A 25,994-nucleotide genomic window follows, 5' to 3' on the forward strand; every position below is an offset into this window, starting at 1 on the left:
GGTGATGCTGTCGACTTCTCGGCCTCGAAGGACCGAGTTCGTCACCCGATCCGCGAAAGGCCGTGATTGCAAGTGGAGCGCGACCGGCTGCCGCGTGGTCCCCTGCGTCCGGAATCAGCGTGGGCTGGTTCTGGGGCGGTTGACCGCGCCCCGCTTCCGCACGGCCTCGCCCCGGTGGGCGATGTTGCGGGAGCCGTTGTGGTCCGCGTGCAGAACGGCCCCGCAGGACCGGCAGACGAACCGTGCCTGGGTCACCCTGTTCGTGCGGTGGGTGTGCTTGCACTCCGAGCACTGGCGGGAGGTGTCGCGCGGGTCCACGAAGACCACGGGCACCCCCGCCCGGCGTGCCTTGTACTCGACGAAACCGCCGAGTTGAGCGAACGCCCAGGAGTGCAGTCGTGCCCGCTGGTCCTTCTTGGCCGTAACCCTCTGCCGGATGCCCGAGAGGTCTTCCAGGGCGATCCCGCGCGAGGTGCGTTCAGCGGTGGCGACGATCTTCTTGGCGATGATGTGGTTGGTGTTGGCGGCGTGCCTCGCCTCACGGCGACGGACACGCTTCAATACCCGCTTCGCGGACTTGGTGCGCTTCCTCTGCAGCTTCTGCCGCAGGTCACGGTGCCGCTGCCGGTACCGGTTGAGCCTCCGTCCGGCCATGATCTCGCCGTCCGAGGTGGTGGCGATGTTGACGATGCCCAGGTCCACGCCGAGGAAGCCTTCCGGCTCGAACGCCTCGGGCTCGGGCAGGTCGACGGTGGCGATCAGGAAGAACATGCCGTCCCGCAGCACCAGGTCCGACTCCCCTTTACGGGAAGCCAGGAGATCGAATGCCTGATCCGAGCAGGCGAACGGGATGTGCTCGATCCGACCGGCCACCGTCCAGATCGACACCGTGCGGGCGTCGAGGTTCCACGTCAGGATGCGGTCGTCGAACGGCTGGGCCGCGTCCTCACGGAAGACGATCGGCTTCGACTCCGCCCGGAGACGGCGCTTCGAACCCTCCCGGCCGAGGTTCCCGGCCTTGGCGTCCGCCTTCAGGGTGGCGTAGGCGTCGCAGACCTTCTTCACCACCCGCACAGCGGGCTGGGCCCCGAGGTCATAGTCCGCCTTGAGAGCGAAGTACACCTCCCGCTGCAACACGTTCCGCCGCTTGAGGTCTTCGGCGAACGCCACCTCGGAAGCATGGTTCGCGGCCCGGTTGCAGGCACGCAGGGTCGCTGCCAGCGCGTCCGCGTCATGCGTGGACGCAGGCGACAACTTCACCTGCGCTGCGAACTTCACGCAAATCACGCTAGTAAGATCGACCATCGGAGAGCAAATTGCCCTCAGAGCACGCCGGAGAGAGCACCGCGACCATGCGGCTCCGCTCCAAGGACGCCTCCCCTTCCGTCCACGAAGGACCCGGCTCCCAGACGGGAAGCCCTGTGAATCCGCTCATGGGACGCATTCCCGTACTGGACGTCCGCCCACTGGTCGACTGCGGCCGGCGCCCCGCGAAGGCGGTGGCCGGAGAGTCCTTCGAGGTGACGGCGACCGTCTTCCGCGAGGGCCACGACGCGGTCGCCGCCAATGTCGTGCTGCGCGGGCCGTCGGGCCGGCCAGGACCCTGGACCCCGATGCGCGAACTCGCCCCGGGCACCGACCGGTGGGGTGCCGAGGTCACCCCCGACGCCGAGGGCCTGTGGACGTACACCGTGGAGGCGTGGAGCGACCCGGTGGCCACCTGGCGCCACACGGCGAGGATCAAGATCCCGGCCGGGATCGACTCCGAACTGGTCCTCGCCGAGGGCGCGGAGCTGCACGAGCGGGCCGCGAAGGGCGTCCCGAAGAAGGGCGGCGGCCGGGAGGCCGTGCTCGCGGCGGCGGACGTGCTGCGCGACGTGTCGCGCCCCGCGGCGGTGCGGCTCGCGGCGGCGCTCGCCCCGCAGGTCGTCGACGCCCTGGACCGCCACCCGCTGCGCGAACTCCTCTCCGCCTCCCCCGCGTTGCCGCTCCAGGTGGAGCGCGAGCGGGCCCTGTTCGGCTCCTGGTACGAGTTCTTCCCGCGCTCGGAGGGCGTGCGGAAGGTCAAGGGTCGTACGGTCCCGGGGAACTTCCGCACCGCGGCCGAACGGCTCCCGGCGGTCGCCGCGATGGGCTTCGACGTCGTCTACCTGCCGCCGGTGCACCCGATCGGCGAGACCCACCGCAAGGGACCGAACAACTCCCTGTCGGCGTCGCCGAGCGACGTCGGCGTGCCGTGGGCGATCGGTTCGCCGGAGGGCGGGCACGACGCGCTCCACCCGGACCTGGGGACCTTCGAGGACTTCGACGCGTTCGTCGCGCGGGCTCGGGAGCTGCGCCTGGAGATCGCGCTGGACTTCGCGCTCCAGTGCTCCCCGGACCATCCGTGGGTGGAGAAGCACCCGGAGTGGTTCCACCACCGTCCGGACGGTTCGATCGCGTACGCGGAGAACCCGCCGAAGAAGTACCAGGACATCTATCCGATCGCGTTCGACAAGGACATGGACGGGATCGTCGCGGAGACCGTGCGGGTGCTGCGGTTCTGGATGGACCACGGCATCCGGATCTTCCGCGTCGACAACCCGCACACCAAGCCGGTGGTGTTCTGGGAGCGGGTGATCGGCGAGATCAACGGCGCGGACCCGGACGTGATCTTCCTGGCGGAGGCGTTCACCCGCCCGGCGATGATGCGGACGCTCGGCGCGATCGGTTTCCAGCAGTCGTACACGTACTTCACCTGGCGCAACACCAAGGAGGAGCTGACGGAGTACCTCACCGAGCTGTCCGGGGAGACGGCCGCGCTGATGCGGCCGAACCTCTTCGTGAACACCCCCGACATCCTGCACGCCTACCTCCAGGAGGGCGGCCGGCCCGCGTTCGAGGCGCGGGCGGTGCTCGCGGCGACGCTGTCGCCGTCCTGGGGCATGTACGCCGGGTACGAGCTGTGCGAGAACACCCCGCTGCGGGACGGCAGCGAGGAGTACCTCGACTCGGAGAAGTACGAACTCAGGCCCCGCGACTGGGAGTCGGCGGAGCGGTCCGGGGCGACGATCACCCCGCTGATCACCGCCCTGAACCGGATCAGGCGCCGCCACCCGGCCCTCCGCCGGCTGCGGAACCTGACCTTCCACGACACCGACAACCCGCAGGTGATCGCGTACTCGAAGCGCTCGGGTTCGAACATCGTTCTGGTGGTCGTCAACCTCGACCCGCACCACACCCATGAGGCTTCACTCTCGTTGAACATGCCGGAACTCGGCCTCGACTGGCACGAGACCGTGCCGGTGCGCGACGAGCTCACCGGCGAGACCTATCACTGGGGCAGGGCCAGCTACGTGCGTCTGGAACCGGGTGTCACGCCCGCGCACGTCCTCGTCCTGCGACCGTCCCCGCAGACCGGAGGGTCACCCACATCATGACTGTCAACGAGCCCGTCCCCGACACCTTCGAGGACACCCCCGCCAAGGACCGCGATCCCGACTGGTTCAAGCGGGCGGTGTTCTACGAGGTCCTCGTCCGCTCCTTCCAGGACAGCAACGGCGACGGCGTCGGCGACCTGAAGGGCATCACGTCCAAGCTGGACTACCTCCAGTGGCTGGGCGTGGACTGCCTCTGGCTTCCGCCGTTCTTCAAGTCCCCGCTGCGGGACGGGGGCTACGACGTCGCCGACTACACGTCGGTGCTCCCCGAGTTCGGCGACCTCGCCGACTTCGTGGAGTTCGTCGACGCGGCCCACCAGCGCGGCATGCGCGTGGTCATCGACTTCGTCATGAACCACACCAGCGACCAGCACCCGTGGTTCCAGGAGTCGCGGCGCGATCCGGAAGGCCCGTACGGCGACTACTACGTCTGGGCGGACGACGACAAGCAGTACGCGGACGCCCGGATCATCTTCGTCGACACCGAGACCTCCAACTGGACCTTCGACCCGGTCCGCAAGCAGTACTACTGGCACCGGTTCTTCTCGCACCAGCCGGACCTCAACTACGAGAACCCGGCGGTGCAGGAGGAGATCCTGTCCGCGCTGAAGTTCTGGCTGGACCTGGGGATCGACGGCTTCCGGCTCGACGCGGTGCCGTACCTGTACCAGCAGGAGGGCACCAACTGCGAGAACCTCCCGGCCACCCACGCCTTCCTCAAGCGGGTCCGCAAGGAGATCGACGACCACTACCCGGACACGGTGCTGCTCGCCGAGGCCAACCAGTGGCCGGAGGACGTCGTCGACTACTTCGGCGACTTCCGCTCCGGCGGCGACGAGTGCCACATGGCCTTCCACTTCCCGGTCATGCCGCGGATCTTCATGGCCGTGCGGCGCGAGTCCCGCTACCCGGTCTCCGAGATCCTGGCGAAGACCCCGGAGATCCCCTCCGGCTGCCAGTGGGGCATCTTCCTGCGCAACCACGACGAGCTCACGCTCGAGATGGTCACGGACGAAGAGCGCGACTACATGTACGCCGAGTACGCCAAGGACCCGCGCATGCGGGCCAACATCGGCATCCGGCGGCGGCTCGCCCCGCTCCTCGACAACGACCGCAAGCAGATGGAGCTGTTCACCGCCCTGCTCTTCTCGCTGCCCGGCTCGCCGGTGCTGTACTACGGCGACGAGATCGGCATGGGCGACAACATCTGGCTCGGCGACCGGGACGGGGTGCGGACCCCGATGCAGTGGACCCCCGACCGGAACGCGGGCTTCTCCTCCTGCGACCCGGGACGGCTCTACCTGCCGGCCATCATGGACCCGGTCCACGGCTACCAGGTGACCAACGTCGAGGCGGGCATGGCCTCGCCGTCCTCGCTGCTCCACTGGACGAAGCGGATGATCGAGATCCGTAAGCAGAACCGCGCCTTCGGGACGGGGACGTACACGGAACTCCCGGCGTCCAACCCGGCGGTGCTCGCCTTCCTGAGGGAGGACGGCGACGATCTGGTCCTCTGCGTGAACAACTTCTCGCGGCACGCCCAGCCCACCGAGCTCGACCTGCGGCGCTTCGACGGCACGCGACCCGTGGAGCTCATCGGCGGGGTGCAGTTCCCGGCCATCGGACAGCTGCCCTACCTCCTGACCCTTGCGGGACACGGCTTCTACTGGTTCCGTCTCAAGAAGGCCTGAGCCGAAGCCAGTTCCGGGTGGGGCGGTTTCCCCCGTCCCACCCTGGGCACTGTGAACGACACACGATTCGGGTCCATACGGGCCTTCTCGCCAGGCCCATACGGATCTTCCCTTTCCGACACGTCCCGCACATCCGGACAGCCACAGCCGCAATCCGGGACAATCTGCGCATTTGAATGCCTACGAACTCCACTTGCGCACCCCGGGGAAAGGACGCGATGCCATGCCGGAGACCGCATCCACCACCCGGGCCCCGGACGCCCTCCTCCCGTCCCTCGCCCCCCTGCTCCACGAATGGCTGCCACGGCAGCGCTGGTTCGCGGGCAAGGGCCGCCGGGTCACCGGATTCACGCTGGACGCGGCGACCGAGCTGCTGCCCCTGGACGGCACCGGGCCCGGACTCCTCCACCTCCTCGTACGAGTCGAACAGCCCGGCCGCCCGGCCGACACCCCCGCCGACTGCTACCAACTGCTCCTGGGCGTACGGACCCAGCTCCCGCCCCGCCTCGGCCCCGCCCTGATCGGGCGGATCAGGCAGGGGCCGCTCGCCGGACGCGCCGTGTACGAAGGGCTGCGCGACCCGCGGCTCGCCGGCCTCCTCTACGAGCGGCTGCGCACCCCGGGCCGCACGGGCCCCCTCCGCTTCCACGCCACCACGGCGCTGCCGCCCGCCCTGGCCCCGCGCATGCTGGACGCCGAGCAGTCCAACTCGTCTCTGGTCTTTGGAGATTCGTTCATCCTGAAGATCTTCCGGCGCGTCAGCCCCGGCGCGAATCCGGACCTGGAACTCCCCCTGGCGCTGAGCCGGGCCGGCTGCGCCCGGGTCCCGGCGCCCGTCGCCTGGTTCGAGTCCGGGGCCTCCACCCTCGGCGTCCTCCAGCCCTACCTCCGGGACTCCCGGGACGGCTGGCGGCTCGCCCTCGACTCGCTCGCCGACGGACGGGAGTTCACGATCGAGGCCAGGGCCCTCGGCCGCGCCACCGCCGAGGTCCATCTGGCCCTCGCCGAGGCGCTCCCCACCCGGCGCCTGGCCCGCGCGGAGACCGAGCAGCTCGCCGCCGCGATGGACCGGCGCCTCCACGCGGCGGCGCAGGCCGTGCCGGCCCTGCTGCCGTACGTGCCGGGCCTGCGGGCCGTGTTCGCCGCGGCGAGCGGCGGGGCCGCGGTGCAGCGCATCCACGGGGACCTGCACCTGGGGCAGACCCTGCGCGGCTCCGACGGCGGCTGGGCCGTCATCGACTTCGAGGGCGAGCCCGCGAAGCCGCTGGACGAACGGCGCAGCCCCCAGCCCACCGTCCGCGACGTCGCCGGAATGCTCCGCTCCTTCGACTACGCGGCCCGCACGCACCGGCCCTGGAACGCGGACTGGGCCTCCCGCTGCCGGGCGGCGTACTGCACGGGCTACGCGGAGGCGTCGGGCACCGACCCCCGGGCCGACCCGGCGCTCCTGCGGGCCTACGAGACGGACAAGGCGGTGTACGAGGTGGTCTACGAGGCCCGCCACCGTCCGGACTGGCTCCCGGTCCCGATGTCCGCGATCGAACGCCTCGCGGCCCGATGAACCGCGACGTGTCGGGCCCACGACGGGCGGGCCCGACACGTTCGGCGCAGTCCGGCCGCCCGCCGCACCGCCCCCCGCCTGCGAAAGCCCGACACGCCCCGTTCGGCCGAGTGTCCCGGCCCCTCGCATCACCGTTCCGTTCCCGTAGCCCCTTCCCCTGCCCCCAGGAGGCACCCCCGTGACCGGCCGTTCCTCAGGCAAGAAGTCCAGCACCGTACGGAAGGCGCCCGCGCTCGACCCGGGTGACCGGGCCCGGCTGCTCGCCGGGGAGCATCACGATCCGCACGGTCTGCTCGGCGCGCATCCGGTGAAGGGCGGGGTCGTCATCAGGGCGCTGCGCCCGTGGGCGAAGGAGGTCGCCGTCCTCACCAAGGGCAAGCGGCTCCTGATGGACGACGACGGCGACGGACTGTTCTCGGTGTTCGTCCCGCTGCTGCGGAAGGTCCCGGCGTACGAGCTGCGGGTGCGGTACGACGGGGACGAGATGCCCGTGCACGACCCGTACCGCTTCCTGCCGGCCCTCGGCGATCTCGACCTGCATCTGATCGGCGAGGGCCGGCACGAGGAGCTGTGGACGGCGCTCGGCTCGCACCCCATGACCCACGAGGGCGTGGCCGGCACCCGCTTCGCCGTGTGGGCGCCGAACGCGCGCGGGGTGCGGGTCACGGGTGACTTCACGCACTGGGACGGCACGGCGCTGCCGATGCGTTCGCTGGGGTCGACGGGCGTGTGGGAGCTGTTCGTGCCGGGGGTCGGCGAGGGCGCGGTCTACAAGTACGACATCACGCGGCCCGACGGTTCGCACACCGTCCGCGCGGACCCGATGGCGCGTCGTACGGAGTGCCCGCCGAACACCGCGTCGATCGTCACCGCGTCGCACTACACGTGGGAGGACGCGGAGTGGATGGAGCGGCGCGGGGCGCGCCCGCCGCACGAGGCGCCGATCTCCGTCTACGAGGTACACCTGCCGTCCTGGCGGCCGGGGCTGACGTATCGGCAGCTCGCCGAGCAGCTGCCCGCGTACGTCCGCGATCTCGGGTTCACGCATGTCGAGCTGATGCCGGTCACCGAGCACCCCTTCGGCGGGTCCTGGGGCTACCAGGTCACCGGGTTCTACGCGCCGACGGCCCGCATGGGCACCCCGGACGACTTCCGGTTCCTGGTCGACGCGCTGCACCGGGCGGGGATCGGGGTGCTCATGGACTGGGTGCCGGCGCACTTCCCGAAGGACGACTGGGCGCTCGCGGAGTTCGACGGGCGTCCGCTGTACGAGCACGAGGACCCACGCCGTTCGCACCATCCCGACTGGGGGACCCTGGAGTTCGACTACGGCCGCAAGGAGGTGCGGAACTTCCTCGTCGCCAACGCCGTGTACTGGTGCCAGGAGTTCCACGTGGACGGGCTGCGGGTGGACGCGGTCGCGTCGATGCTCTACCTGGACTACTCGCGGGAGCACGGCGAGTGGGTGCCGAACGAGTTCGGGGGCCGGGAGAACCTGGACGCGGTCCGCTTCCTCCAGGAGATGAACGCCACGGTGTACCGCCGCTGCCCCGGCGTCGTCACGTTCGCCGAGGAGTCGACGGCCTGGGACGGGGTGACGCGGGCGACGGACCAGGTGGGTCCCGGCGGCTTCGGCGGTCTGGGCTTCGGCATGAAGTGGAACATGGGCTGGATGCACGACTCGCTCCAGTACGTGGAGAAGGAGCCGGTGCACCGCAAGTACCACCACCACGAGATGACGTTCTCGATGGTGTACGCGTACAGCGAGAACTACATCCTGCCGATCTCGCACGACGAGGTGGTGCACGGCAAGCGGTCGCTGGTGTCGAAGATGCCGGGCGACTGGTGGCAGCAGCGCGCCAACCACCGCGCGTACCTGGGCTTCATGTGGGCGCACCCGGGCAAGCAGCTGCTCTACATGGGGCAGGAGTTCGCGCAGGGCGCGGAGTGGTCGGCGGACCACGGGCCCGACTGGTGGCTGCTCGATCCGGCGTACGGGGCGGAGGCGGACCACCGGGGGGTGCGGGACCTCGTCCGGGACCTGAACACGGTGTACACGGCGACGCCGTCGCTGTGGGAGCGGGACACCGTCCCGGACGGTTTCCAGTGGGTGGCGGGGGACGCGGCGGAGGACAACGTCTTCGCGTTCCTGCGGTTCGACGGCTTCGGCTCGCCGCTGCTCGCGGTGTGCAACTTCTCGCCGGTGGTGCGGCACGACTACCGGCTCGGGGTGCCGGACGCGTTCGCGGCCTGGGCGGAGGTCCTGAACACGGACGCGGCGCGGTACGGCGGCTCGGACGTGGTGGGCACCGACCCGGTGAAGACCGAGTCGGTGCCGTGGCACGGCCGCGAGGCGAGCGTGCGGATGACGCTGCCGCCGCTCGCGACGGTCTGGCTCAGGCCGGCCTGATCACACCGAGCCGCTGGGTGGCCCTGGTCAGCGCCACGTACAGGTCGTTGACGCCGTGCGTGGCGCCGGTCCGGATGCCGTCCGGATCGACGACGAGGACCGTGTCGAATTCGAGGCCCTTCGCCTGCCGGGGGTCGAGGAGGACGACGGGCCGGGTGAGGTCGGGCTTCGGGCCGTACGAGGCGTCGGGGAGCGCCGCGATCAGACCGGGGTGGAACTCCGCCGGGGCGATCACGGCGGTCCGGCCCTCCTCCCGGAGTTCGGCGGCGACCGCGTCGGCGGCCTCCTTCACCGGGTCGTCCACGGTCCGGTCCCAGGGCTCGACGCCGGTGGAGCGCACCGAGCGGGGCGGTTCGAAGCCGGGGTCGTCCTCCCTGCGGACCTCGGCGGCGACCGCCATGATCTCGGCGGGCGTGCGGTAGTTGACGCCGAGCCGGACGTGGTCCCAGCGGTCCTCGACGTACGGGCCGAGGATGGACTCCCAGGCGCCGACGCCGGCCGGGTCGCCGGTCTGGGCGGGGTCGCCGACGAGGGTCATGGAGCGGCTGGGGCTGCGGCGCATGAGGAGCCGCCAGGCCATGGCGGAGAGCTCCTGGGCCTCGTCGACGATGATGTGGCCGAAGGCCCAGGTGCGGTCGGCGGCGGCCCGCTCGGCGGCGGTGCGGTGGTCGGCCTCCTCGTGCCGCTCGGCGAAGCGCTCGGCGTCGATGATGTCGTGGGCGGAGAGGACCTCGGAGGCGTCCTTGTCGAGCTCCTCCTTGTCCTCGAACTCGTAGGTGCGGGAGGCGAAGGAGACGTCGAGGACGCCCTGCGCGTACTGGATCTGCTTCTGCCGCTCGGCCTCCTCGGCGGCGCGGGCGGCGGAGTCGTCCTGGCCGAGGAGTTCGGCGGCCTCGTCGAGGAGGGGTACGTCGGCGGGTGTCCAGGCCCCGCCGTCGCGGCGGATCGCCTCGGCGTCGGCCTCGGATCCGAGGTGCGTGGGCTCGGCGAGGTAGTCGGCGAGGAACTCCTGCGGGGTGAGCGGCGGCCACAGGGTGTCGATGGCGGCGTGGACGTCGGGGTTGGCGGCGATGCCCTTGGCGAGCAGGGCGATGTCGTCGGGGCCGAGGAAGTTGGGGCCGCCGTAGGGGTCGGCGCCGATGCGGTCGGCGAGCTGCTCGGCGAGCGCGTCGAGGATCCGGAAGGCGAAGTAGGGGCGGGCGAGGTTGTGCGGGAGGAAGGTCTCGCGGGCCTTGTGGCGGGCTTCGAGGGCCATGTCCCAGTCGATGACCAGGTCGCCGTCCTCGTGGGGCACGATCAGCGGTTCGCCGCGCTCGGGGACCTGCTGGCGGTCCCGTACGGCTTCGGCGAGCGCGTCGGCCATGGCGGCGGCGCCCTTCACGGCGGCGGCGCGCGGGGTGTCCGTACCGGTGGCGCGGACGCCGGGGAACAGCTCGGCGGGGGTGGCGAGGAGGACGCCGGTCTCGCCGAGGGAGGGCAGCACGTTGCCGATGTAGCCGAGGAAGGCGGGGTTGGGGCCGACGATGAGGACGGCCCGCTTGGCGAGCTGCTCGCGGTGCGCGTAGAGGAGGTACGCGGCGCGGTGCAGGGCGACGGCGGTCTTGCCGGTGCCGGGGCCGCCCTCGACGACGAGGACCCCTCGGTGCGGGGAGCGGATGATGGCGTCCTGCTCGGCCTGGATGGTCTGCACGATGTCGTGCATGCGGCCGGTGCGGGCGGCGTCGAGCGCGGCGAGCAGCACCTCGTCGGCGTCCCGGCTCTCGTGGCCGGTGCGGGTGGCGTCGGCGAGGTCGAGGACCTCGTCGTGGAGGGAGACGACCTCGCGCCCCTGGGTGGTGATGTGCCGGCGGCGGGAGAGCCCCATCGGCTCGTACCCGGTGGCGAGGTAGAAGGGGCGGGCGATCTCGGCGCGCCAGTCGACGACGAGCGGGGTGCGGTTCGGGTCGTCCTCGCGGATGCCGAGCCGGCCGATGTGGTGGTCGCGGCCGTCCTTGAAGACGAGCCGGCCGAAGCAGAGCCCGCTCTCCCCGGCGTTGAGCGCGGAGAGCAGCCCGGACTGCTCGGCGACCATCACGTCCCGTTCGAGCCGTCCCTGGCTGCTGCCGACCCCGGGGGTGCGCAGCGCCCGCTCGACGGCGGCTTCGGCCTGGTCCCTCAGGTCGTCGAGTCGTGCGTAGAGATCGGTGATGAATCGCTGCTCATTCCGAAATTCCTCGGTTGACAATTCGACTCCCGGCGCGATACAGTGCGTTTATTGAACTTCTCCGCGTTTCCGGTGTGCCCGGACACGGAATCAATGAATATACGCGATGCAATACCCCGACTGTCAATTCTAGTCGGGGTATTTCTGTATGCCTCGGTGTCGGACCGCTCAGGCCAGCACGTCCTCCAGTTCCGCCAGGAGGCGGCGCTTCGGGCGGGCGCCGACGATCGACTTCACGGGCTCGCCCCCGCGGAACACCACGAAGGTCGGCGTCCCGAGGATCCCGTACCTCAGCGCGGTCTCCGGGCTGTGGTCCACATCGACCTCCACGATGCGCAGCCGCTCCGCCTCCTCGGCGGCGAGCGCGCCGAGCACCGGCTTCATCTGCCGGCAGGGCCCGCACCACTCCGCCGTGAACTTCACCAGGACCGGCAGCCCGGCGCCCAGCACCTCCGTGCCGAAGTCCGCGTCCGTGACCCGGGCCACGCCCTCCGCGTACGTCGTCATGTCCGTCACCCCTTCGTCTCCGTCTCCGCCGCGAGTTCGCACCGGGGCTCCGGGCCGTGCGGCAGTTCCGCCTCGGCCCGGAGCAGCTGGGCGCCCACCTGGGCGCGTACCGCCTGGAGCTGTTCGATGAGCCCGTCCAGCTCGGCGACCTTCCGCCGGTACACGGCGATCGACGCGGGACAGGAGTCCCCCGCCGGATGCCCCGCGCGCAGGCAGTCGACGAACGGCCGCGTCTCCTCCAGCTCGAACCCGAAGTCCTGCAGGGTCCTGATCTGCTGGAGCAGCCGCAGGTCGTCCTCGTCGTAGGTGCGGTACCCCTGCTCCGTACGCCGGGCGGTCAGCAGACCGCGGGACTCGTAGTACCGCAGGGTCCGCGTGGTCGTCCCGGCCCGCTCGGCCAGCTCTCCGATGCGCATGTCCCCGACGGTAGGCCTTGACGCCGACGTCAAGGCAAGGGCTCAGCGCGTGGACGACGGCAGGAGGGGTTTGCGGACCACCGGGGAGGACAGCACGATCGAGGTCGTGGTCCGGCCGAGGGCCGAGGTCTGCTCCAGGATGTCTTCCAGGTGGATGGTGTCGGTGACGGCGACCTTCAGGATCCAGCAGTCCTCGCCGACCACGTGGTGGACCTCCAGGACCTCGGGGCGCGCGGTCAGCTCCAGGGTGCGGGGGTGCTTCAGGTTGTAGCCGCCGTGCGGGTTCACGCGGATGAAGGCCTGGATGCCGTAGCCGAGCACGGCCGGCGAGACGTGCGCGCCGTAGCCGGTGACCGCCCCGCTCGCCTCCAGACGGCGGACCCGTTCGGTGACGGCCGCGGGGCTGAGCCGGACGCGGCGGCCGAGCTCGCTCAGCTTGATGCGGCCGTCGGTCTGCAGGAGGTCCAGGATCTGCCGGTCGATGGGGTCGAAAGCGGCCGCCGATGTTTCGTCGGTGGCGGCTCGCGAATGCCGTGGTTCCTTCGGCGGGACGGCCTGCACTCCCATGTTTCCCCCTTCAATCGGCAAGCGCACAACGTAACACTTGTGTGCAGAGACAAGGGAGTTGGGGGAGTTGGGATTCATGGACATCCTGGTGATCGGCGGGAACCGCTATTTCGGAAAGCGGCTCATCGCACTGCTGCGGGAATCCGGGCACCGGATCACGGTGCTCAACCGGGGTTCCTCCGCGGCCCCGGAGGGAATCGAGCAGCTGGTCGCCGACCGTGATGACGAGAGCGCTCTCGAATCCGTCCTCGCGGGCCGTTCCTTCGACGTCGTCGTCGACCAGGTCTGCTACACGCCGCGCCAGGCCGAGATCGCCCGTCGGGTGTTCGCGACGCGCACCCGGCGCTATGTGATGACGTCGACGGTCGAGGTGTACGAGTACGAGGACTCGGCCGTCCCCGTCGCCGAGTCCGCCGTGGACCCGGCCACGGTGACCGTCGACACGGGACTGCCCTGGGAGGACCCGGAGTTCCTCGACGCGCACTACGGGGAGGGGAAGCGGCAGGCCGAGGCGGTCTTCGCGGCGGACGGCGCGCCGTTCGCCTGGGCCTCGGTGCGGGTGGCGCACGTCCTCGGCGGCGCGGACGACTTCACGGGCCGGCTCGACCACTACGCGCGGCGCATCAGGGCGGGCGAACCGATCGCCGTGCCGGTGGTGAACCACCCGGCGACCTATGTGTACGTGGAGGAGATCGCGGCGTTCCTCGCGTGGGCGGTCGGGGCGGACTTCACCGGGCCGGTGAACGCGCACTCCCACTCCCCGCTCACGACCGCCGACATCTGCGCGGAGATCGAGAAGCTGGTGGGCGGCCGGACGGTGTTCCAGGAGGTGGAGGTCGGGGAGGTCTCGCCGTTCTCCTTCACCCGCTCGTACGCCATGTCCAACTCCCGTGCGGTGTCGCTCGGTTACACCTTCACGGACTCCGGCGAGTGGCTCGCCGAGGCCGTCTCGGAGACGATCGGGGCGGTGCGCCGATGACGCGGTACCGGATGCTGGGGGACGTACGCGTCGGGGCCGTCGGACTCGGCACGATGCCGCTGTCCATCGAGGGCCGCCCGGACGAGGCGCGGGCCGTCGCCACGGTGCACGCCGCGCTCGACGCGGGCGTGACGCTTCTCGACACCGCCGACTCGTACCACCCGCCGGGCGGCACACCGGGCGAGGGCGAGCTCCTCGTGCGGCGCGCCCTCGCCTCGTACGGCGGCGGTACGGACGGCGTGCTCGTCGCGACGAAGGGCGGCCGGGGGCGCACGGCGGACGGCGGCTGGACCGTGGACGGCCGGCCCGAGCACCTGCGGCGCGCGGCGGAGGACTCGGCGCGGCGGCTCGGCGGCGACGCGATCGGCCTGTACCAGCTGCACAAGCCGGACCCGGCGGTCCCGTACGCCGAATCGCTCGGTGCGGTCAGGGAGTTGCTGGACGCGGGCACGGTACGACTTGCGGGCGTCTCGAACGTGAGTACCGAGCAGATCGTTCAGGCCCGCGAGATCCTGGGCGACCGGCTGGTCTCCGTACAGAACCGCTACTCGCCGGCGGTGCGGGACAGCGAGGCGGAGCTGCGGCTGTGCGCGTCGCTGGGTCTGGCGTTCCTGCCGTGGAGCCCGCTGGGCGGGATCTCGCGGAGCTCCCTGGACGGGGCGTCGGCCCTCGAGGAGGACCCGGAGTTCGGCGCCTTCCACCGCGTGGCTCGCGCGCACGGCGTCAGCCCCCAGCAGGTGGCCCTGGCCTGGCTCCTCACCCGCTCGGAAACGGTCCTCCCGATCCCGGGCGCGAGCCGGCCGTCTTCGGCGCGGGACTCGGCGAACGCCGCAACCCTACGGCTCGCGCCGGAGGATCTGACGGCCCTGAACGCGGGCCGGTAGGCCCCGTTGTGGGCATGCGTTCCGCCGGGGCGGAACGGGTGGGCACAACGGAACGGCGCCCGTGCCGGCGCCAGAGGCTCCCGAGCCTGGACCCGCACCGCGAATGACGGCACCCAGGTGGTGCGGGTCCGGGCGCGGAACGCGGAGGCGCCGCTGAAGGGCGCCGTCCCGTGTGCCCACCCTCCCCCGAGCTCTCGGCTTCGCTCGAGCAGGGGGGACCCCCTCGCCCCGGCGGGACGATTGCCCGCACGGGGCGGGGGTGCGTCAGACGCCCGCTCGGGCCTTCTCCTCGCCTTCCGTGCGCTGGTCCGGCACCGCCGTCGCGCCGTGCCCGTCGTCCACCAGCGTCGTCTCGTCGAACGGGACCCGGCCCGCCAGGACCTCCGCCGCGCGTGCCTTGTCGATCTCCTTCGTCCACGTGCCGACGAGCACCGTCGCGACCGCGTTGCCCGCGAAGTTGGTGAGGGCGCGGGCCTCGCTCATGAAGCGGTCGATGCCGACGATGAGGCCGACTCCGTCGACGAGTTCGGGGCGGTGCGACTGGAGGCCGCCCGCGAGCGTGGCGAGGCCCGCGCCCGTCACCCCCGCCGCGCCCTTCGACGCGATGATCATGAAGGCGAGAAGGGAGACCTGCTCGCCGAGCGACAGCGGGTCGCCCATCGCCTCGGCCGTGAACAGCGAGGCCATCGTCAGGTAGATCGCGGTGCCGTCGAGGTTGAAGGAGTACCCCGTCGGCACGGTGATGCCGACGACCGGCTTGCTGACGCCCAGGTGCTCCATCTTCGCGATGAGCCGCGGCAGCGCGGACTCGGACGACGAGGTGGAGAGGATCAGCAGGAACTCGCGCCCCAGGTACTTCAGGAGCGACCAGATGTTGATCCCGGCGATCAGGCGGAGCAGCGTACCGAGGACCACGAAGACGAAGAGCCCGCAGGTGACGTAGAAGCCGATCATGATCACGGCCAGCGACTTCAGCGCCGCGGCACCGGTCGCGCCGACCACGGCCGCGATCGCGCCGAACGCGCCGACCGGCGCGGCCCACATGATCATGCCGAGGATGCGGAAGACGAGCCGCTGGATGTGTCCGATCCCGCGCAGGACGGGCTCCCCGGCGGAGCCCATAGCCTGGAGCGCGAAGCCGGCGAGGAGGGCGACCAGGAGGGTCTGGAGGACCTCGCCCTCGGTGAAGGCGGAGACGAGGGTCTTCGGGATCATCCCGAGCAGGAAGTCCGGCGTCGACTCGCTCGCGCCCTCGGCCTGCTTGGCTCCCGCCTCGGCGATCTCCTTGGTGAGGTGGAGCCCGGAGCCGGGCTCCAGGAGGTTGCCGACGAGCAGACCGATCGCGAGTGCGACGGTGGACATCACGAGGAAGTACCCGAGGGCGAGGCCGCCGACGGCGCCGACCTTCGCGGCCTTCCGTACCGAGCCGACGCCGAGCACGATCGTGCAGAAGATGATCGGCGAGATCATCATCTTGATCAGGTTGACGAAGCCGGTGCCGAGCGGCTTGAGCTCGACGGCGACGCCCGGCGCCAGGAAGCCGACCGTGATGCCGAGCAGTACGGCGCCGATGACGGCCAGATAGAGATAGTGGGTACGGTCCCGGCGTGCGGCCACGGGGTCCTCCTCGTGCTGATGGGTGTCCACGTCCCGGTGGACCTCCGCGACTATCCATCAGCCTGTGACCCGGGTCACGGTTACGTGCGTTTCGTTCACGGCGGGACGAGAACGATTCGGGAACGCGGTGCCGCCCCGCGCGTTCCCACGTGCACACTTACCCGCATGCGTCTCCGCCTCCCCCGCCCCCGCAGCCTCGCCGGCCAGCTCTTCGCGATGCAGGTCGTGCTCGTGGCCGTCGTCGTGGCGGGGTGCGCGGTCTTCGCGTACGTCACGGACCTCGCACAGGCCGAGGAGACCGCGCGGCGCCAGGCCACGGCGACCGCCGCGGCCGTCGCCGACTCGCCGTCCGTGGTCGCCGCCGCGCACTCGGCCGATCCGACGGCCGCCCTCCAGCCGTACGCGGAGTCGTTGCGCCGCCACGCGGGTGTCGCCTTCGTGGTGGTCATGGCCCCGGACGGCACCCGCTGGACGCATCCGGAGCCGGAGCAGATAGGCCGCACGTACCTCGGCCACATCGAGCAGGCGCGGCAGGGCCGGATCTACTCCGAGACGCACCTGGGGGTCCTCGGCCCGTCCGTGCGGACGGTGGCGCCGGTCCTCGACCACGGCCGGGTCGTCGCCCTGGTCAGCGCGGGCATCACGATCGACGAGATCAGCGAGCAGGTGCGGAAGCAGGTGACCGCGCTGCTCGGGATGGCGGGCGCGGCGCTCGCGCTCGGCGGCGCGGGGACGTACGTCGTGAACGCCCGTCTGCGCCGCCACACGCACGGCATGAACGCCACCGAGCTGAGCCGTGTGCACGACTACCACGAGGCCGCGCTGCACGCGGTGCGGGAGGGGCTCGTGATGCTCGACGGGCGGCGGCGGATCGCCCTCATCAACGACGGCGCGCGGGAACTCCTGGGCCTGGACGAGGCGGTCGTCGGCCGGCCGGCCGCGGACCTCGGCCTGCCGGCGTCGCTGACCGGCGCGCTGCTCTCCTCGGAGCCGCGCGTCGACGAGACGCACCTGACGGCGGACCGGGTCCTGGTCGTCAACACCCGTCCGGTGGTGGGCGGGGAGCGCCGCGGCACCGTCGTCACGCTCCGGGACCGCACCGAACTCCAGGCGCTCTCCGGCGAGCTGGACTCCGAGCGGGGCTTCACGGAGGCGCTCCGCTCCCAGGCCCACGAGGCGGCGAACCGGCTGCACACGGTCGTGTCGCTCATCGAACTGGGCCGGGTGGCCGAGGCGGTGGAGTTCGCGACGGCGGAACTGGAACTCGCCCAGGCGCTCACCGACCGGGTCGTCGACGCGGTGGGCGAACCGGTCCTCGCGGCGCTGCTCCTGGGCAAGGCGGCGCAGGCGAACGAGCGGGGCGTGGAACTGGTCCTCACCGAGGACAGCCGCATCGACGACGGCCGGGTGCCGGCGGCCCTGCCCGCCCGGGACCTGGTGACGATCCTGGGCAACCTCATCGACAACGCGGTGGAGGCGGCCGGCGGGACCCCGCACGCGCGCGTGACGGTCACGGTCGCGGCCCGCGCGGGCGACGGCGAGCTGCTGCTCCGGGTCGCCGACAGCGGCCCGGGCGTCCGCCCCGCCGACCGCGAGGCGGTCCTCGGCCGCGGCTGGTCCACCCGGGGCCCGGGCCGGGGCCTCGGCCTCGCCCTGGTGCGCCAGGCGGTCACCCGAGCCTCGGGCACGCTGCACCTCACGGACGCGGAGGAGGGCGGCGCACGGTTCACGGTACGGCTGCCGCTGGCCGCTGCCGCCGGGACGGACGGAACGAGCGCGCGGGTCCCCGCGGGCGCGACGATCCCCGCGGGTGGACCGGGTGCTGCCGCCGGGAAGATCCCCGCTGCCCCCACCCCGGAGGTCACCCCGTGAGCCCGCACCCCCTTCGCGTTCTCGTCGTCGAGGACGACCCCGTCGCCGCCGACGCTCACGCGCTCTACGCCGGGCGAGTCGAGGGGTTCACCGTCGTCGGGGTCGCGCACTCGCGGGCCGCCGCCGTGCGGGTGCTCGACCGGACCCCCGTCGACCTGATCCTGCTCGACCTCTACCTGCCCGACGGCCACGGCCTCCAGCTGCTGCGGGCCCTGCGCGCCGCCGGGCACTCCGCCGACGTCATCGCCGTGACCTCCGCCCGCGACCTGGCGGTCGTCCGCGAGGGGGTGTCCCTCGGCGTCGTCCAGTACGTCCTGAAGCCGTTCGCCTTCGCCACCCTCCGGGACCGGCTCGCCCGGTACGCCGAGTTCCGGGCGGCCGCCGGCGAGGCCTCCGGCCAGGACGAGGTGGACCGGGCCCTGGCCGCGCTCCGGGCCCCGCACCCCGCCGCGCTGCCCAAGGGCCTCAGCGCCCCGACGCTCGAAGCCGTCACCCGTACCCTCCGGGCCGACCCCGCCGGGCTCACCGCGGCCGAGGCCGGTACGGCGGTCGGGATCTCCCGGATCACCGCCCGCCGCTACCTGGAGCACCTGGTCACGGAGGGCCGGGCCGTGCGCGCCCCGCAGTACGGGCAGATCGGGCGGCCCGAGCTCCAGTACCGCTGGGTCGACGGGCCGGGACGCGGTTACTGACCGGTTCCCACGTTCCTACGACGCCGCACGTTGGGGGAACGCACCGTAGCCAGCCGTCACCCTTTGTACCTACCGTGGCCGGGTGCACCAACCCTCCCCTCCCTTCGACGCCCAGGCCGCGCGCCGCCTCCGCGAGGGCCTCGGCATGGCCTTCGGCCACGTCGCCTACGGCCTGCGCGCGCAGTACGGCCTCTTCGTCGACCCCGAGACCGTCGTCGCCTGGGAGCGCGGCCGGGCGGTCCCGAACGAGCAGGAGCTCACCGCCCTCGCGGGCGTCCTGTGGTGCTCCCCCGCCGAGCTGATCGCCGCCGCCTCCACGCTGCGCGAGCACCGGGTGGCGCGCGGGCTCTCCACCGAGGAGCTCGCCCGCCGGGTGGGCGTGGCACCGCACGCGTACCAGCGGATGGAGGACGAGGGCAGCTGGCGCGGCACCGAACGCCAGACGGCCGCCCTCGCCGAGGTGCTCGGTCTCGGCCCGCGCGCCCTGATCACCGCGACCGGCGGCGACGAGGCCCTCGCCGAGCTGCTGCGGGACGCGGCGACGACGCGCTGGCAGGCGTACGTGAAGCCGATGGTGAAGAGGGTGCCGCTGCCCAAGCGGATCGTGGAGTCCGCGCTCCGGCAGCTCCACACGGAGTACCACGCGCGGGTGGTCGCGACCAGCAGCTGGGGCGCCATCGGGACGACCGGCGACGAGGGCCGCGCCTACCTGGACGAGATCACGGCCCGCTTCTGGGCCGCGGTGGGCCCTTAGACCGTCGTCGGCCGTCGCCGTAGATTGGCCGCCGTGAGACGACACATACCCTTCGACCGACTCCACAACTTCCGTGATCTGGGCGGCTATCGGACCGCCGACGGCGGGACCGTGCGGTGGGAGATCCTCTACCGCTCCGACTCCCTCGGCAAGCTCGCGGACGCCGGCCCCACCGACCTGGAGCGCTTCCGCGCGCTGGGCGTGGGCACGGTGATCGACCTGCGCTATCCGTGGGAGATCGCCGGCAAGGGCCGCCTGCCCGAGACCGAGGAGGTCTCCTGGCACAACCTCTCCATCGAGCACCGCCCCTACGACCAGGAGGCGATCGACCCGGCCCTCGATCCCTGGCGCTACCTCGCCGACCGCTTCGCCGAGGTCGCCGAGGACGGGGCGGAGGAGCTCCGTACGGCCCTGGAACTGATCGCCGCCGCCGACGAACCGCTCGTCTTCCACTGCGCCTCCGGGAAGGACCGTACGGGTCTGCTCGCGGCCGTCGTCCTCGGCCTCCTGGAGGTCCCGGACGAGGAGATCCTCGCGGACTTCGCGCTCACCGAGCTGGCCACGGAGCGGCTGATCGACGACTGGCGGGCCGGGCACCCGGGCCGGGAGCCGCGCTGGCCGGGCTACGGCCGGGCGCCCGCCGACGTCATCCGGCTGTTCCTGGCGGACCTGCGCGAGCGTTACGGCTCGGTGTACGGGTACGTCACCGGCCACGTCGGACTCGACCCGGAGGTGGTGACGGCGCTCAGGTCCCGCCTGGTGGAAGCCTCCTGAGGCCCCTGCGGTCCTGAAGGCCCTGGGGTCCCCGGGGCCTGAAGGGCCCCCGGGCCCCCAGGGCCTTTCAGTCCCTCCGGTCGAAGTCGAACAGCTGGCCCGCCCCGTCCGGTGCGCACGGCGCCTGGGCGAGGCGGGCCCAGGCGGCCGCGCGGTCGCCGACGACGGTGACGCAGCTGCCGGGGGTCGCGGAGCCGACCGGGACGATCCGGTAGCCCTCGACCGGATCGCCGTACGCCTCCAGGGCGAAGGTCTCGATCCGGGTCGGGTCGTCGCACGCGGCGTCCTCGTACGCGGCGTCGGGTGTCCGGCCGCCGGAGGGTATGCCGGAGCAGCCGGGGCCGGAGTCGGGGTGGTCCGAAACGATCCGCCACCGGCCGCCGCCCGCCTCGGCCAGCGAGTAGCGCGGCAGGCCCGCGGCGGCGCACGGCACCTGGAGGACCTGGCCGGTTCGGGTACCGCGCCGCTCGCCGAGGCAGAACTCGGTGCCGGCCACCCGGATGCGGACGTCTCCGGCGGCGGGTGCGGTGGGGGTGCGGGGCGGGTGCCCGGTGTGCCCGTCCCGCAGGAAGGCGACGACGCTGAGGCCGGCGAGCACGAGCCCGGCGAGGGCGACGGCGGCGACGAGGCCGCGACGTATCCGGGAGCCGGTCGCGGGCGGGGCCTCGCCGGTGGCGCCGCACGGGTCGTCGGCGGCACCGGGCCAGACGGGACCGGCCACGGGGTCCTCGTCCTCCCGTGGATCAGGAGCGTGCTCCCCCGGCGTCATCCGCGCCTCCCACCGTCCGCCGTCCGCCATCCACCGGACAGCGTCGGGACGTGTCCGGGACGGTCCCAGCCTTGTTGATCTCGCGCCGGGGCTCAAGAGTGGAATCCGGCATTTCCGGGGGCGGTGCCGCGCATGGCGAAGTGGCCCCGACCGTCCACGGGGGGATGGTCGGGGCCACCGGGCCGCAGGAGCGGGTCTCCTAGAACACCGACTCCGCCTCGCGCATGCGGTCCGCCGGGACCGTCTTCAGCTGGGTCACGGCCTCCGCCAGCGGCACCATCTCGACGTTCGTGCCGCGCAGTGCCGTCATCCGGCCGAAGTCGCCGCGGTGCACGGCCTCCACGGCGTGCCAGCCGAAGCGGGTGGCGAGCACCCGGTCGTACGCGGTGGGCGTGCCGCCGCGCTGGACGTGGCCGAGGATGACGGGCCGGGCCTCCTTGCCGAGGCGGCGCTCCAGTTCGTACGCGAGGGCGGTGCCGATGCCCTGGAAGCGCTCGTGGCCGAACTGGTCGATCTCGCCCTTGCCGTAGTCCATCGTGCCCTCGGCGGGGTGCGCGCCCTCGGCGACGCAGATGACGGCGAACTTCTTGCCGCGGGAGAAGCGCTCCTCGACCATCTTGACCAGGTCGGCCGGGTCGAAGGGGCGCTCGGGCAGGCAGATGCCGTGGGCGCCGCTGGCCATGCCGGACTCCAGGGCGATCCAGCCGGCGTGCCGGCCCATCACCTCGACGACCATGACGCGCTGGTGGGACTCGGCGGTGGTCTTGAGCCGGTCCATGGCCTCGGTGGCGACGCCGACGGCGGTGTCGAAGCCGAAGGTGCGGTCCGTGGAGGAGATGTCGTTGTCGATGGTCTTGGGGACGCCGACGACGGGCACGCCGGCCTCGTGGAGCATCCGGGCGGCGGTGAGGGTGCCCTCGCCGCCGATCGGGACGAGCGCGTCGAAGCCGCTCTTCTCGATGAGCTCCTTGGCGTTGTCGCAGGCGGCGCGGAAGCGGTCGCGCTCCAGGCGGGAGGAGCCGAGGATGGTGCCGCCGCGGGCGAGGATGCCGCTGACGGCGTTGAGGTCGAGGGCGCGGTAGCGGCCGTCGAGGAGGCCCGCGTAGCCGTCCTCGAAGCCGATGACCTCGTCGCCGTAGTGGGTGACGGCCCGGTGCACGACCGACCGGATCACTGCGTTCAGGCCGGGGCAGTCGCCGCCTGCGGTGAGAACTCCGATGCGCATCGTGCTTGGTCTCCTGCTCGGTCGCGGTCCGTTATGAGCCACCGCAATTCTCACACGCGTCGCCCGAGGGGCGCGCTCGTCGTCGGTCCGCGCGTCCCCGGGGGCGGGCTCGCGGGGGCCTTTCGTCCCGGGTTTCCGGGCCCTTCGTCCGGCGGGCGACGTATCCATCGGCGGGGGTATTGTCAAGGGGGTAATGCCGCCCTATCGGGGCTTTCTGAGCACTGTCGATTGACGTACGGGCCGTTGACCGGTGCCGCGAGGGCACCGGTCGGCCCCTTCCGCAGGACTGGACAGGAGACCACGGCGTGACGCGCAGCGTGTACGTGACCGGGATCGACCGCGGTGACGGCCGCCAGGTCGTCGAGCTGGGAGTCATGGAGCTCCTCACCCGCCAGGTGGACCGGGTGGGGGTGTTCCGGCCACTCGTGCACCACCGCCCCGACCGGCTCTTCGACCTGCTGCGCTCCCGCTACCGGCTCGCCCAGGACCCGTCGACGGTCTACGGCATGGACTACCAGGAGGCCTCCGCGCTCCAGGCCGAGCAGGGCACCGACGAGCTGGTCTCCCGGCTCGTCGACCGCTTCCACGCCGTCGCCCGCGACTACGAGGTCGTCCTGGTCCTCGGCACCGACTTCGCCGCGACCCAGCTCCCCGACGAGCTCGCGCTCAACGCGCGCCTCGCCAACGAGTTCGGCGCCTCCGTCATCCCGGTGGTCGGCGGCAAGGGCCAGCCCGCCGAGTCCGTACGGGCCGAGGCGCGCAACGCCTTCCGCGCGTACGACGGGCTCGGCTGCGACGTGCTCGCGATGGTCGTCAACCGGGTGGCCGGCGAGGACCGCGAGGCCATCGCCGAGCGGCTCACGACCCGGCTCCCCGTCCCCTGCTACGTCCTGCCCGACGAGCCGGCGCTCGCCGCGCCCACGGTCGCCCAGATCACCCACGCGCTGGGCGCCTCCGTCGTCCTCGGCGACGACGCGGGGCTCGCGCGGGACGCCCTCGACTTCGTCTTCGGCGGCGCGATGCTGCCGAACCTCCTCAAGGCGCTGACCCCGGGCTGTCTCGTCGTCACCCCCGGGGACCGGGCCGACGTGGTCGTCGGCGCGCTCGCCGCGCACTCGGCCGGCACCCCGCCGATCGCCGGCGTGCTGCTCACCCTGAACGAGCGGCCCGGCGAGGAGATCCTCACCCTCGCGGCCCGGCTCGCGCCCGGCACGCCGGTCATCTCCGTGGCCGGCAACAGCTTCCCGACGGCGGCCGAGCTGTTCGCCCTGGAGGGCAAGCTGAGCGCGGCGACCCCGCGCAAGGCGGAGACCGCCCTCGGTCTCTTCGAGCGGCACGTGGACACCGCCGACCTCCTCAAGCGGGTCTCGGTGGCGCGCAGCGGCCGGGTCACCCCGATGATGTTCGAGCACGAACTCCTCGAACAGGCGCGGGCCGACCGGCGCAGGGTGGTGCTGCCCGAGGGTACGGAGGAGCGGGTGCTGCGCGCGGCGGACGTGCTCGTCCGCCGCGACGTCTGCGATCTGACGCTGCTCGGCGACGTCGAGGCCATCCGCAAGAAGGCCGCGGACCTGAGCGTGAAGCTGGGCGACACGCAGCTGATCGACCCGCAGACCTCGGAGCTGCGCGACGCGTTCGCCGAGAAGTACGCGGCGCTGCGGGCCCACAAGGGCGTCACCGTCGAGCTGGCGTACGACGTGGTCTCGGACGTGAACTACTTCGGCACGCTGATGGTGCAGGAGGGGCTGGCCGACGGCATGGTGTCGGGGTCGGTGCACTCCACGGCGGCGACGATCCGGCCGGCCTTCGAGATCATCAAGACGAAGCCGGGCGCCTCGATCGTCTCCTCGGTGTTCTTCATGCTGCTGGCCGACAAGGTCCTCGTGTACGGCGACTGCGCGGTCAACCCGGATCCGAACGCCGAGCAGCTCGCGGACATCGCCGTCCAGTCGGCGGCGACCGCGGCCCGCTTCGGGGTGGATCCGCGTATCGCGATGCTGTCGTACTCGACGGGCACCTCGGGCTCCGGCGCGGACGTCGACAAGGTGCGGGAGGCGACGAAGCTGGTCCGCGAGGCGCATCCGGAGCTGCGGATCGAGGGCCCGATCCAGTACGACGCGGCCGTCGAGCCGTCCGTGGCGGCGACGAAGCTGCCGGGTTCGGAGGTGGCGGGTCAGGCGACCGTGCTGGTCTTCCCGGACCTGAACACCGGCAACAACACCTACAAGGCCGTGCAGCGTTCGGCCGGCGCCGTGGCCGTCGGCCCGGTGCTCCAGGGTCTGCGCAAGCCCGTGAACGACCTCTCGCGCGGCGCGCTCGTCAGCGACATCGTCAACACGGTCGCCATCACGGCGATCCAGTCCCAGGCCCAGGAGCTCCCGGCATGACCTCCACCCCCACGCGCGTCCTCGTCCTCAACTCCGGCTCCTCGTCGGTGAAGTACCAGCTGCTCGACATGCGTGACGACAGCCGCCTGGCGCAGGGGCTCGTGGAGCGGATCGGCGAGGAGACCTCGCGGATCGTGCACACCCCCCTCCAGGGCGGCGAGAAGCGGGAGAAGAACGGGCCGATCGCCGACCACGCGGCCGCGCTGAAGGCGGTCGCCGAGGAACTGTCGGCGGACGGCCTGGGGATGGACTCCCCCGAGCTGGCGGCGATCGGCCACCGGGTGGTGCACGGCGGGCTGCGGTTCACCGAGCCGACGGTCATCGACGACGAGGTGCTCGCGGAGATCGAGCGGCTCGTTCCGGTGGCGCCGCTGCACAACCCGGCGAACCTCATGGGCATCCGTACGGCGATGGCGATGCGTCCCGACCTGCCGCAGGTGGCGGTCTTCGACACGGCCTTCCACACGACGATGCCGGAGTCGGCGGCGCGGTACGCGATCGACGTGGAGACCGCCGACGCGCACCGGATCCGGCGGTACGGCTTCCACGGCACCTCGCACGCGTACGTCTCGCGGGAGACGGCGCGGCTGCTCGGCAAGGAGCCGGAGGAGGTGAACGTGATCGTGCTGCACCTGGGGAACGGCGCGTCCGCCTCGGCGGTGCGGGGCGGCCGGTGCGTGGACACCTCGATGGGCCTGACGCCCCTGGAGGGCCTGGTCATGGGCACCCGCTCGGGCGACATCGACCCGGCGGTCACCTTCCACCTGAAGCGGGTGGCGGGCATGTCGACGGACGAGATCGACGTGCTCCTCAACAAGAAGTCGGGTCTCGTGGGGCTGTGCGGCGACAACGACATGCGGGAGATCCGCCGGCGGATCGACGAAGGCGACGAGCGGGCGGCGCTGGCCTTCGACATCTACGTGCACCGGCTGAAGAAGTACATCGGCGCGTACTACGCGGTGCTCGGCCGGGTGGACGCGGTGGCGTTCACGGCGGGCGTCGGCGAGAACGCGGCGCCGGTGCGGGCGGCCGCGATCGCGGGCCTGGAGGAGCTGGGGCTCGCGGTGGACGCGGACCTGAACGCCGTGCGGTCCGACGAGGCCCGCATCATCTCGCCGGTGTACGCGCGGGTCGCGGTCGCGGTGGTGCCGACCGACGAGGAGCTGGAGATCGCGCGGCAGAGCTACGCACTGGTGACCGGAGAAGTGAACGCCTGAGCGGACCCGCGCCCATTTGTATTTTCCACCAGACGGAATATTCCGCAGCG

Annotated in this window: 20 protein-coding genes; 12 read left to right on the forward strand and 8 right to left on the reverse strand. The window is 72.0% G+C overall.

The window, feature by feature from the left end:
* Positions 1-114: 114 nt before the first annotated feature.
* A complete protein-coding gene (locus tag ACFYX3_RS18825) occupies positions 115-1,278 on the reverse strand; it encodes an RNA-guided endonuclease InsQ/TnpB family protein (protein ID WP_389014449.1) in 1,164 nt (387 codons plus the stop codon).
* Between the two features lie 155 nt (positions 1,279-1,433).
* On the opposite strand from ACFYX3_RS18825, the gene ACFYX3_RS18830 reads away from it, so the two are divergent.
* The 4 genes from ACFYX3_RS18830 (at position 1,434) to glgB (ending at position 9,081) form a co-directional block, all read left to right on the forward strand.
* Entirely contained in the window at positions 1,434-3,419 is a 1,986-nt protein-coding gene (locus tag ACFYX3_RS18830) for an alpha-1,4-glucan--maltose-1-phosphate maltosyltransferase (protein ID WP_389014452.1), read from the forward strand.
* Positions 3,416-5,110 (forward strand): maltose alpha-D-glucosyltransferase, encoded by a 1,695-nt coding sequence (gene treS / locus ACFYX3_RS18835; protein WP_352027710.1) that lies wholly within the window; start codon positions 3,416-3,418, stop codon positions 5,108-5,110. Before ACFYX3_RS18830 ends, treS begins: the two co-directional genes overlap by 4 nt.
* A gap of 223 nt (positions 5,111-5,333) precedes the next feature.
* Positions 5,334-6,671, forward strand: coding sequence for a maltokinase (locus tag ACFYX3_RS18840; RefSeq protein WP_389014455.1), 1,338 nt, complete (start codon positions 5,334-5,336; stop codon positions 6,669-6,671).
* A gap of 178 nt (positions 6,672-6,849) precedes the next feature.
* The gene (gene glgB / locus ACFYX3_RS18845) at positions 6,850-9,081 is read left to right on the forward strand and encodes a 1,4-alpha-glucan branching enzyme (RefSeq protein WP_389014458.1); all 2,232 of its coding nucleotides are present in this window, start codon (positions 6,850-6,852) and stop codon (positions 9,079-9,081) included.
* Here the strand turns inward: glgB and ACFYX3_RS18850 are convergent.
* From ACFYX3_RS18850 to ACFYX3_RS18865, 4 genes are all read right to left on the reverse strand, one after another.
* Positions 9,068-11,305 carry a HelD family protein gene (locus tag ACFYX3_RS18850; RefSeq protein ID WP_389014461.1) on the reverse strand — a complete coding sequence of 746 codons (2,238 nt, stop codon included), beginning with the start codon at positions 11,303-11,305 and terminating at the stop codon, positions 9,068-9,070. The genes glgB and ACFYX3_RS18850 overlap by 14 nt on opposite strands.
* Positions 11,306-11,452: 147 nt before the next feature.
* Complete coding sequence (locus tag ACFYX3_RS18855) at positions 11,453-11,791, reverse strand: co-chaperone YbbN (RefSeq protein ID WP_116165302.1); 339 nt, start codon at positions 11,789-11,791, stop codon at positions 11,453-11,455.
* Between the two features lie 5 nt (positions 11,792-11,796).
* Positions 11,797-12,207, reverse strand: a complete 411-nt coding sequence (locus tag ACFYX3_RS18860) for a MerR family transcriptional regulator (protein ID WP_389014464.1) — start codon at positions 12,205-12,207, stop codon at positions 11,797-11,799.
* A 42-nt stretch (positions 12,208-12,249) separates the two neighbouring features.
* Positions 12,250-12,774: an Lrp/AsnC family transcriptional regulator gene (locus ACFYX3_RS18865; RefSeq protein ID WP_376588804.1), complete on the reverse strand. Its 525-nt coding sequence runs from the start codon at positions 12,772-12,774 to the stop codon at positions 12,250-12,252.
* Positions 12,775-12,850: 76 nt separating this feature from the next.
* On the opposite strand from ACFYX3_RS18865, the gene ACFYX3_RS18870 reads away from it, so the two are divergent.
* The gene (locus tag ACFYX3_RS18870) at positions 12,851-13,753 is read left to right on the forward strand and encodes an NAD-dependent epimerase/dehydratase family protein (protein ID WP_389014468.1); all 903 of its coding nucleotides are present in this window, start codon (positions 12,851-12,853) and stop codon (positions 13,751-13,753) included.
* The gene (locus ACFYX3_RS18875; protein ID WP_389014471.1) at positions 13,750-14,637 is read left to right on the forward strand and encodes an aldo/keto reductase; all 888 of its coding nucleotides are present in this window, start codon (positions 13,750-13,752) and stop codon (positions 14,635-14,637) included. The genes ACFYX3_RS18870 and ACFYX3_RS18875 overlap by 4 nt, the downstream gene beginning before the upstream one ends.
* Positions 14,638-14,901: 264 nt before the next feature.
* On the opposite strand, the gene ACFYX3_RS18880 is transcribed toward ACFYX3_RS18875, so the two are convergent.
* Positions 14,902-16,254 carry a cation:dicarboxylate symporter family transporter gene (locus ACFYX3_RS18880; protein ID WP_389014474.1) on the reverse strand — a complete coding sequence of 451 codons (1,353 nt, stop codon included), beginning with the start codon at positions 16,252-16,254 and terminating at the stop codon, positions 14,902-14,904.
* Between the two features lie 165 nt (positions 16,255-16,419).
* Between ACFYX3_RS18880 and ACFYX3_RS18885 the strand changes: the two genes are divergently transcribed.
* From ACFYX3_RS18885 to ACFYX3_RS18900, 4 genes are all read left to right on the forward strand, one after another.
* On the forward strand, positions 16,420-18,126 hold the full coding sequence (locus tag ACFYX3_RS18885) for an ATP-binding protein (protein WP_389014477.1): 1,707 nt from the start codon (positions 16,420-16,422) through the stop codon (positions 18,124-18,126).
* Positions 18,123-18,818, forward strand: coding sequence for a response regulator (locus ACFYX3_RS18890; protein WP_376588814.1), 696 nt, complete (start codon positions 18,123-18,125; stop codon positions 18,816-18,818). The genes ACFYX3_RS18885 and ACFYX3_RS18890 overlap by 4 nt, the downstream gene beginning before the upstream one ends.
* An 82-nt stretch (positions 18,819-18,900) precedes the next feature.
* On the forward strand, positions 18,901-19,572 hold the full coding sequence (locus tag ACFYX3_RS18895) for a helix-turn-helix domain-containing protein (RefSeq protein ID WP_376588816.1): 672 nt from the start codon (positions 18,901-18,903) through the stop codon (positions 19,570-19,572).
* Between the two features lie 33 nt (positions 19,573-19,605).
* Positions 19,606-20,346, forward strand: coding sequence for a tyrosine-protein phosphatase (locus ACFYX3_RS18900; RefSeq protein WP_389014481.1), 741 nt, complete (start codon positions 19,606-19,608; stop codon positions 20,344-20,346).
* 67 nt (positions 20,347-20,413) lie between these two features.
* Here the strand turns inward: ACFYX3_RS18900 and ACFYX3_RS18905 are convergent, their stop codons facing one another.
* Together ACFYX3_RS18905 and ACFYX3_RS18910 are read right to left on the reverse strand one after the other, a co-directional pair.
* The gene (locus ACFYX3_RS18905; protein WP_376588820.1) at positions 20,414-21,067 is read right to left on the reverse strand and encodes a hypothetical protein; all 654 of its coding nucleotides are present in this window, start codon (positions 21,065-21,067) and stop codon (positions 20,414-20,416) included.
* Positions 21,068-21,314: 247 nt separating this feature from the next.
* Positions 21,315-22,340, reverse strand: coding sequence for an ATP-dependent 6-phosphofructokinase (locus ACFYX3_RS18910; protein ID WP_389014484.1), 1,026 nt, complete (start codon positions 22,338-22,340; stop codon positions 21,315-21,317).
* Positions 22,341-22,645: 305 nt separating this feature from the next.
* Here ACFYX3_RS18910 and pta point away from each other — a divergent pair, with 305 nt between their 5' ends.
* Together pta and ACFYX3_RS18920 are read left to right on the forward strand one after the other, a co-directional pair.
* Positions 22,646-24,727 carry a phosphate acetyltransferase gene (gene pta / locus ACFYX3_RS18915; RefSeq protein WP_389014487.1) on the forward strand — a complete coding sequence of 694 codons (2,082 nt, stop codon included), beginning with the start codon at positions 22,646-22,648 and terminating at the stop codon, positions 24,725-24,727.
* Complete coding sequence (locus ACFYX3_RS18920; RefSeq protein ID WP_359514716.1) at positions 24,724-25,944, forward strand: acetate kinase; 1,221 nt, start codon at positions 24,724-24,726, stop codon at positions 25,942-25,944. Before pta ends, ACFYX3_RS18920 begins: the two co-directional genes overlap by 4 nt.
* The last annotated feature ends 50 nt before the right edge of the window (positions 25,945-25,994 follow it).

This window comes from Streptomyces sp. NPDC002463 (genome assembly GCF_042889835.1).
Classification (GTDB): Bacteria; Actinomycetota; Actinomycetes; order Streptomycetales; family Streptomycetaceae; genus Streptomyces; species Streptomyces nymphaeiformis.

What these genes read in the sequence shown, in the direction of transcription:
- ACFYX3_RS18830 (WP_389014452.1), top strand. Translation starts at nt 1,434, where the DNA reads ATGGGACGCATTCCCGTACTGGACGTCCGCCCACTGGTCGACTGCGGC.
- treS (WP_352027710.1), top strand. Translation starts at nt 3,416, where the DNA reads ATGACTGTCAACGAGCCCGTCCCCGACACCTTCGAGGACACCCCCGCC.
- ACFYX3_RS18840 (WP_389014455.1), top strand. Translation starts at nt 5,334, where the DNA reads ATGCCGGAGACCGCATCCACCACCCGGGCCCCGGACGCCCTCCTCCCG.
- ACFYX3_RS18855 (WP_116165302.1), bottom strand. Translation starts at nt 11,791, where the DNA reads ATGACGACGTACGCGGAGGGCGTGGCCCGGGTCACGGACGCGGACTTC.
- ACFYX3_RS18860 (WP_389014464.1), bottom strand. Translation starts at nt 12,207, where the DNA reads ATGCGCATCGGAGAGCTGGCCGAGCGGGCCGGGACGACCACGCGGACC.
- ACFYX3_RS18865 (WP_376588804.1), bottom strand. Translation starts at nt 12,774, where the DNA reads ATGGGAGTGCAGGCCGTCCCGCCGAAGGAACCACGGCATTCGCGAGCC.
- ACFYX3_RS18870 (WP_389014468.1), top strand. Translation starts at nt 12,851, where the DNA reads ATGGACATCCTGGTGATCGGCGGGAACCGCTATTTCGGAAAGCGGCTC.
- ACFYX3_RS18875 (WP_389014471.1), top strand. Translation starts at nt 13,750, where the DNA reads ATGACGCGGTACCGGATGCTGGGGGACGTACGCGTCGGGGCCGTCGGA.
- ACFYX3_RS18885 (WP_389014477.1), top strand. Translation starts at nt 16,420, where the DNA reads ATGCGTCTCCGCCTCCCCCGCCCCCGCAGCCTCGCCGGCCAGCTCTTC.
- ACFYX3_RS18910 (WP_389014484.1), bottom strand. Translation starts at nt 22,340, where the DNA reads ATGCGCATCGGAGTTCTCACCGCAGGCGGCGACTGCCCCGGCCTGAAC.
- ACFYX3_RS18920 (WP_359514716.1), top strand. Translation starts at nt 24,724, where the DNA reads ATGACCTCCACCCCCACGCGCGTCCTCGTCCTCAACTCCGGCTCCTCG.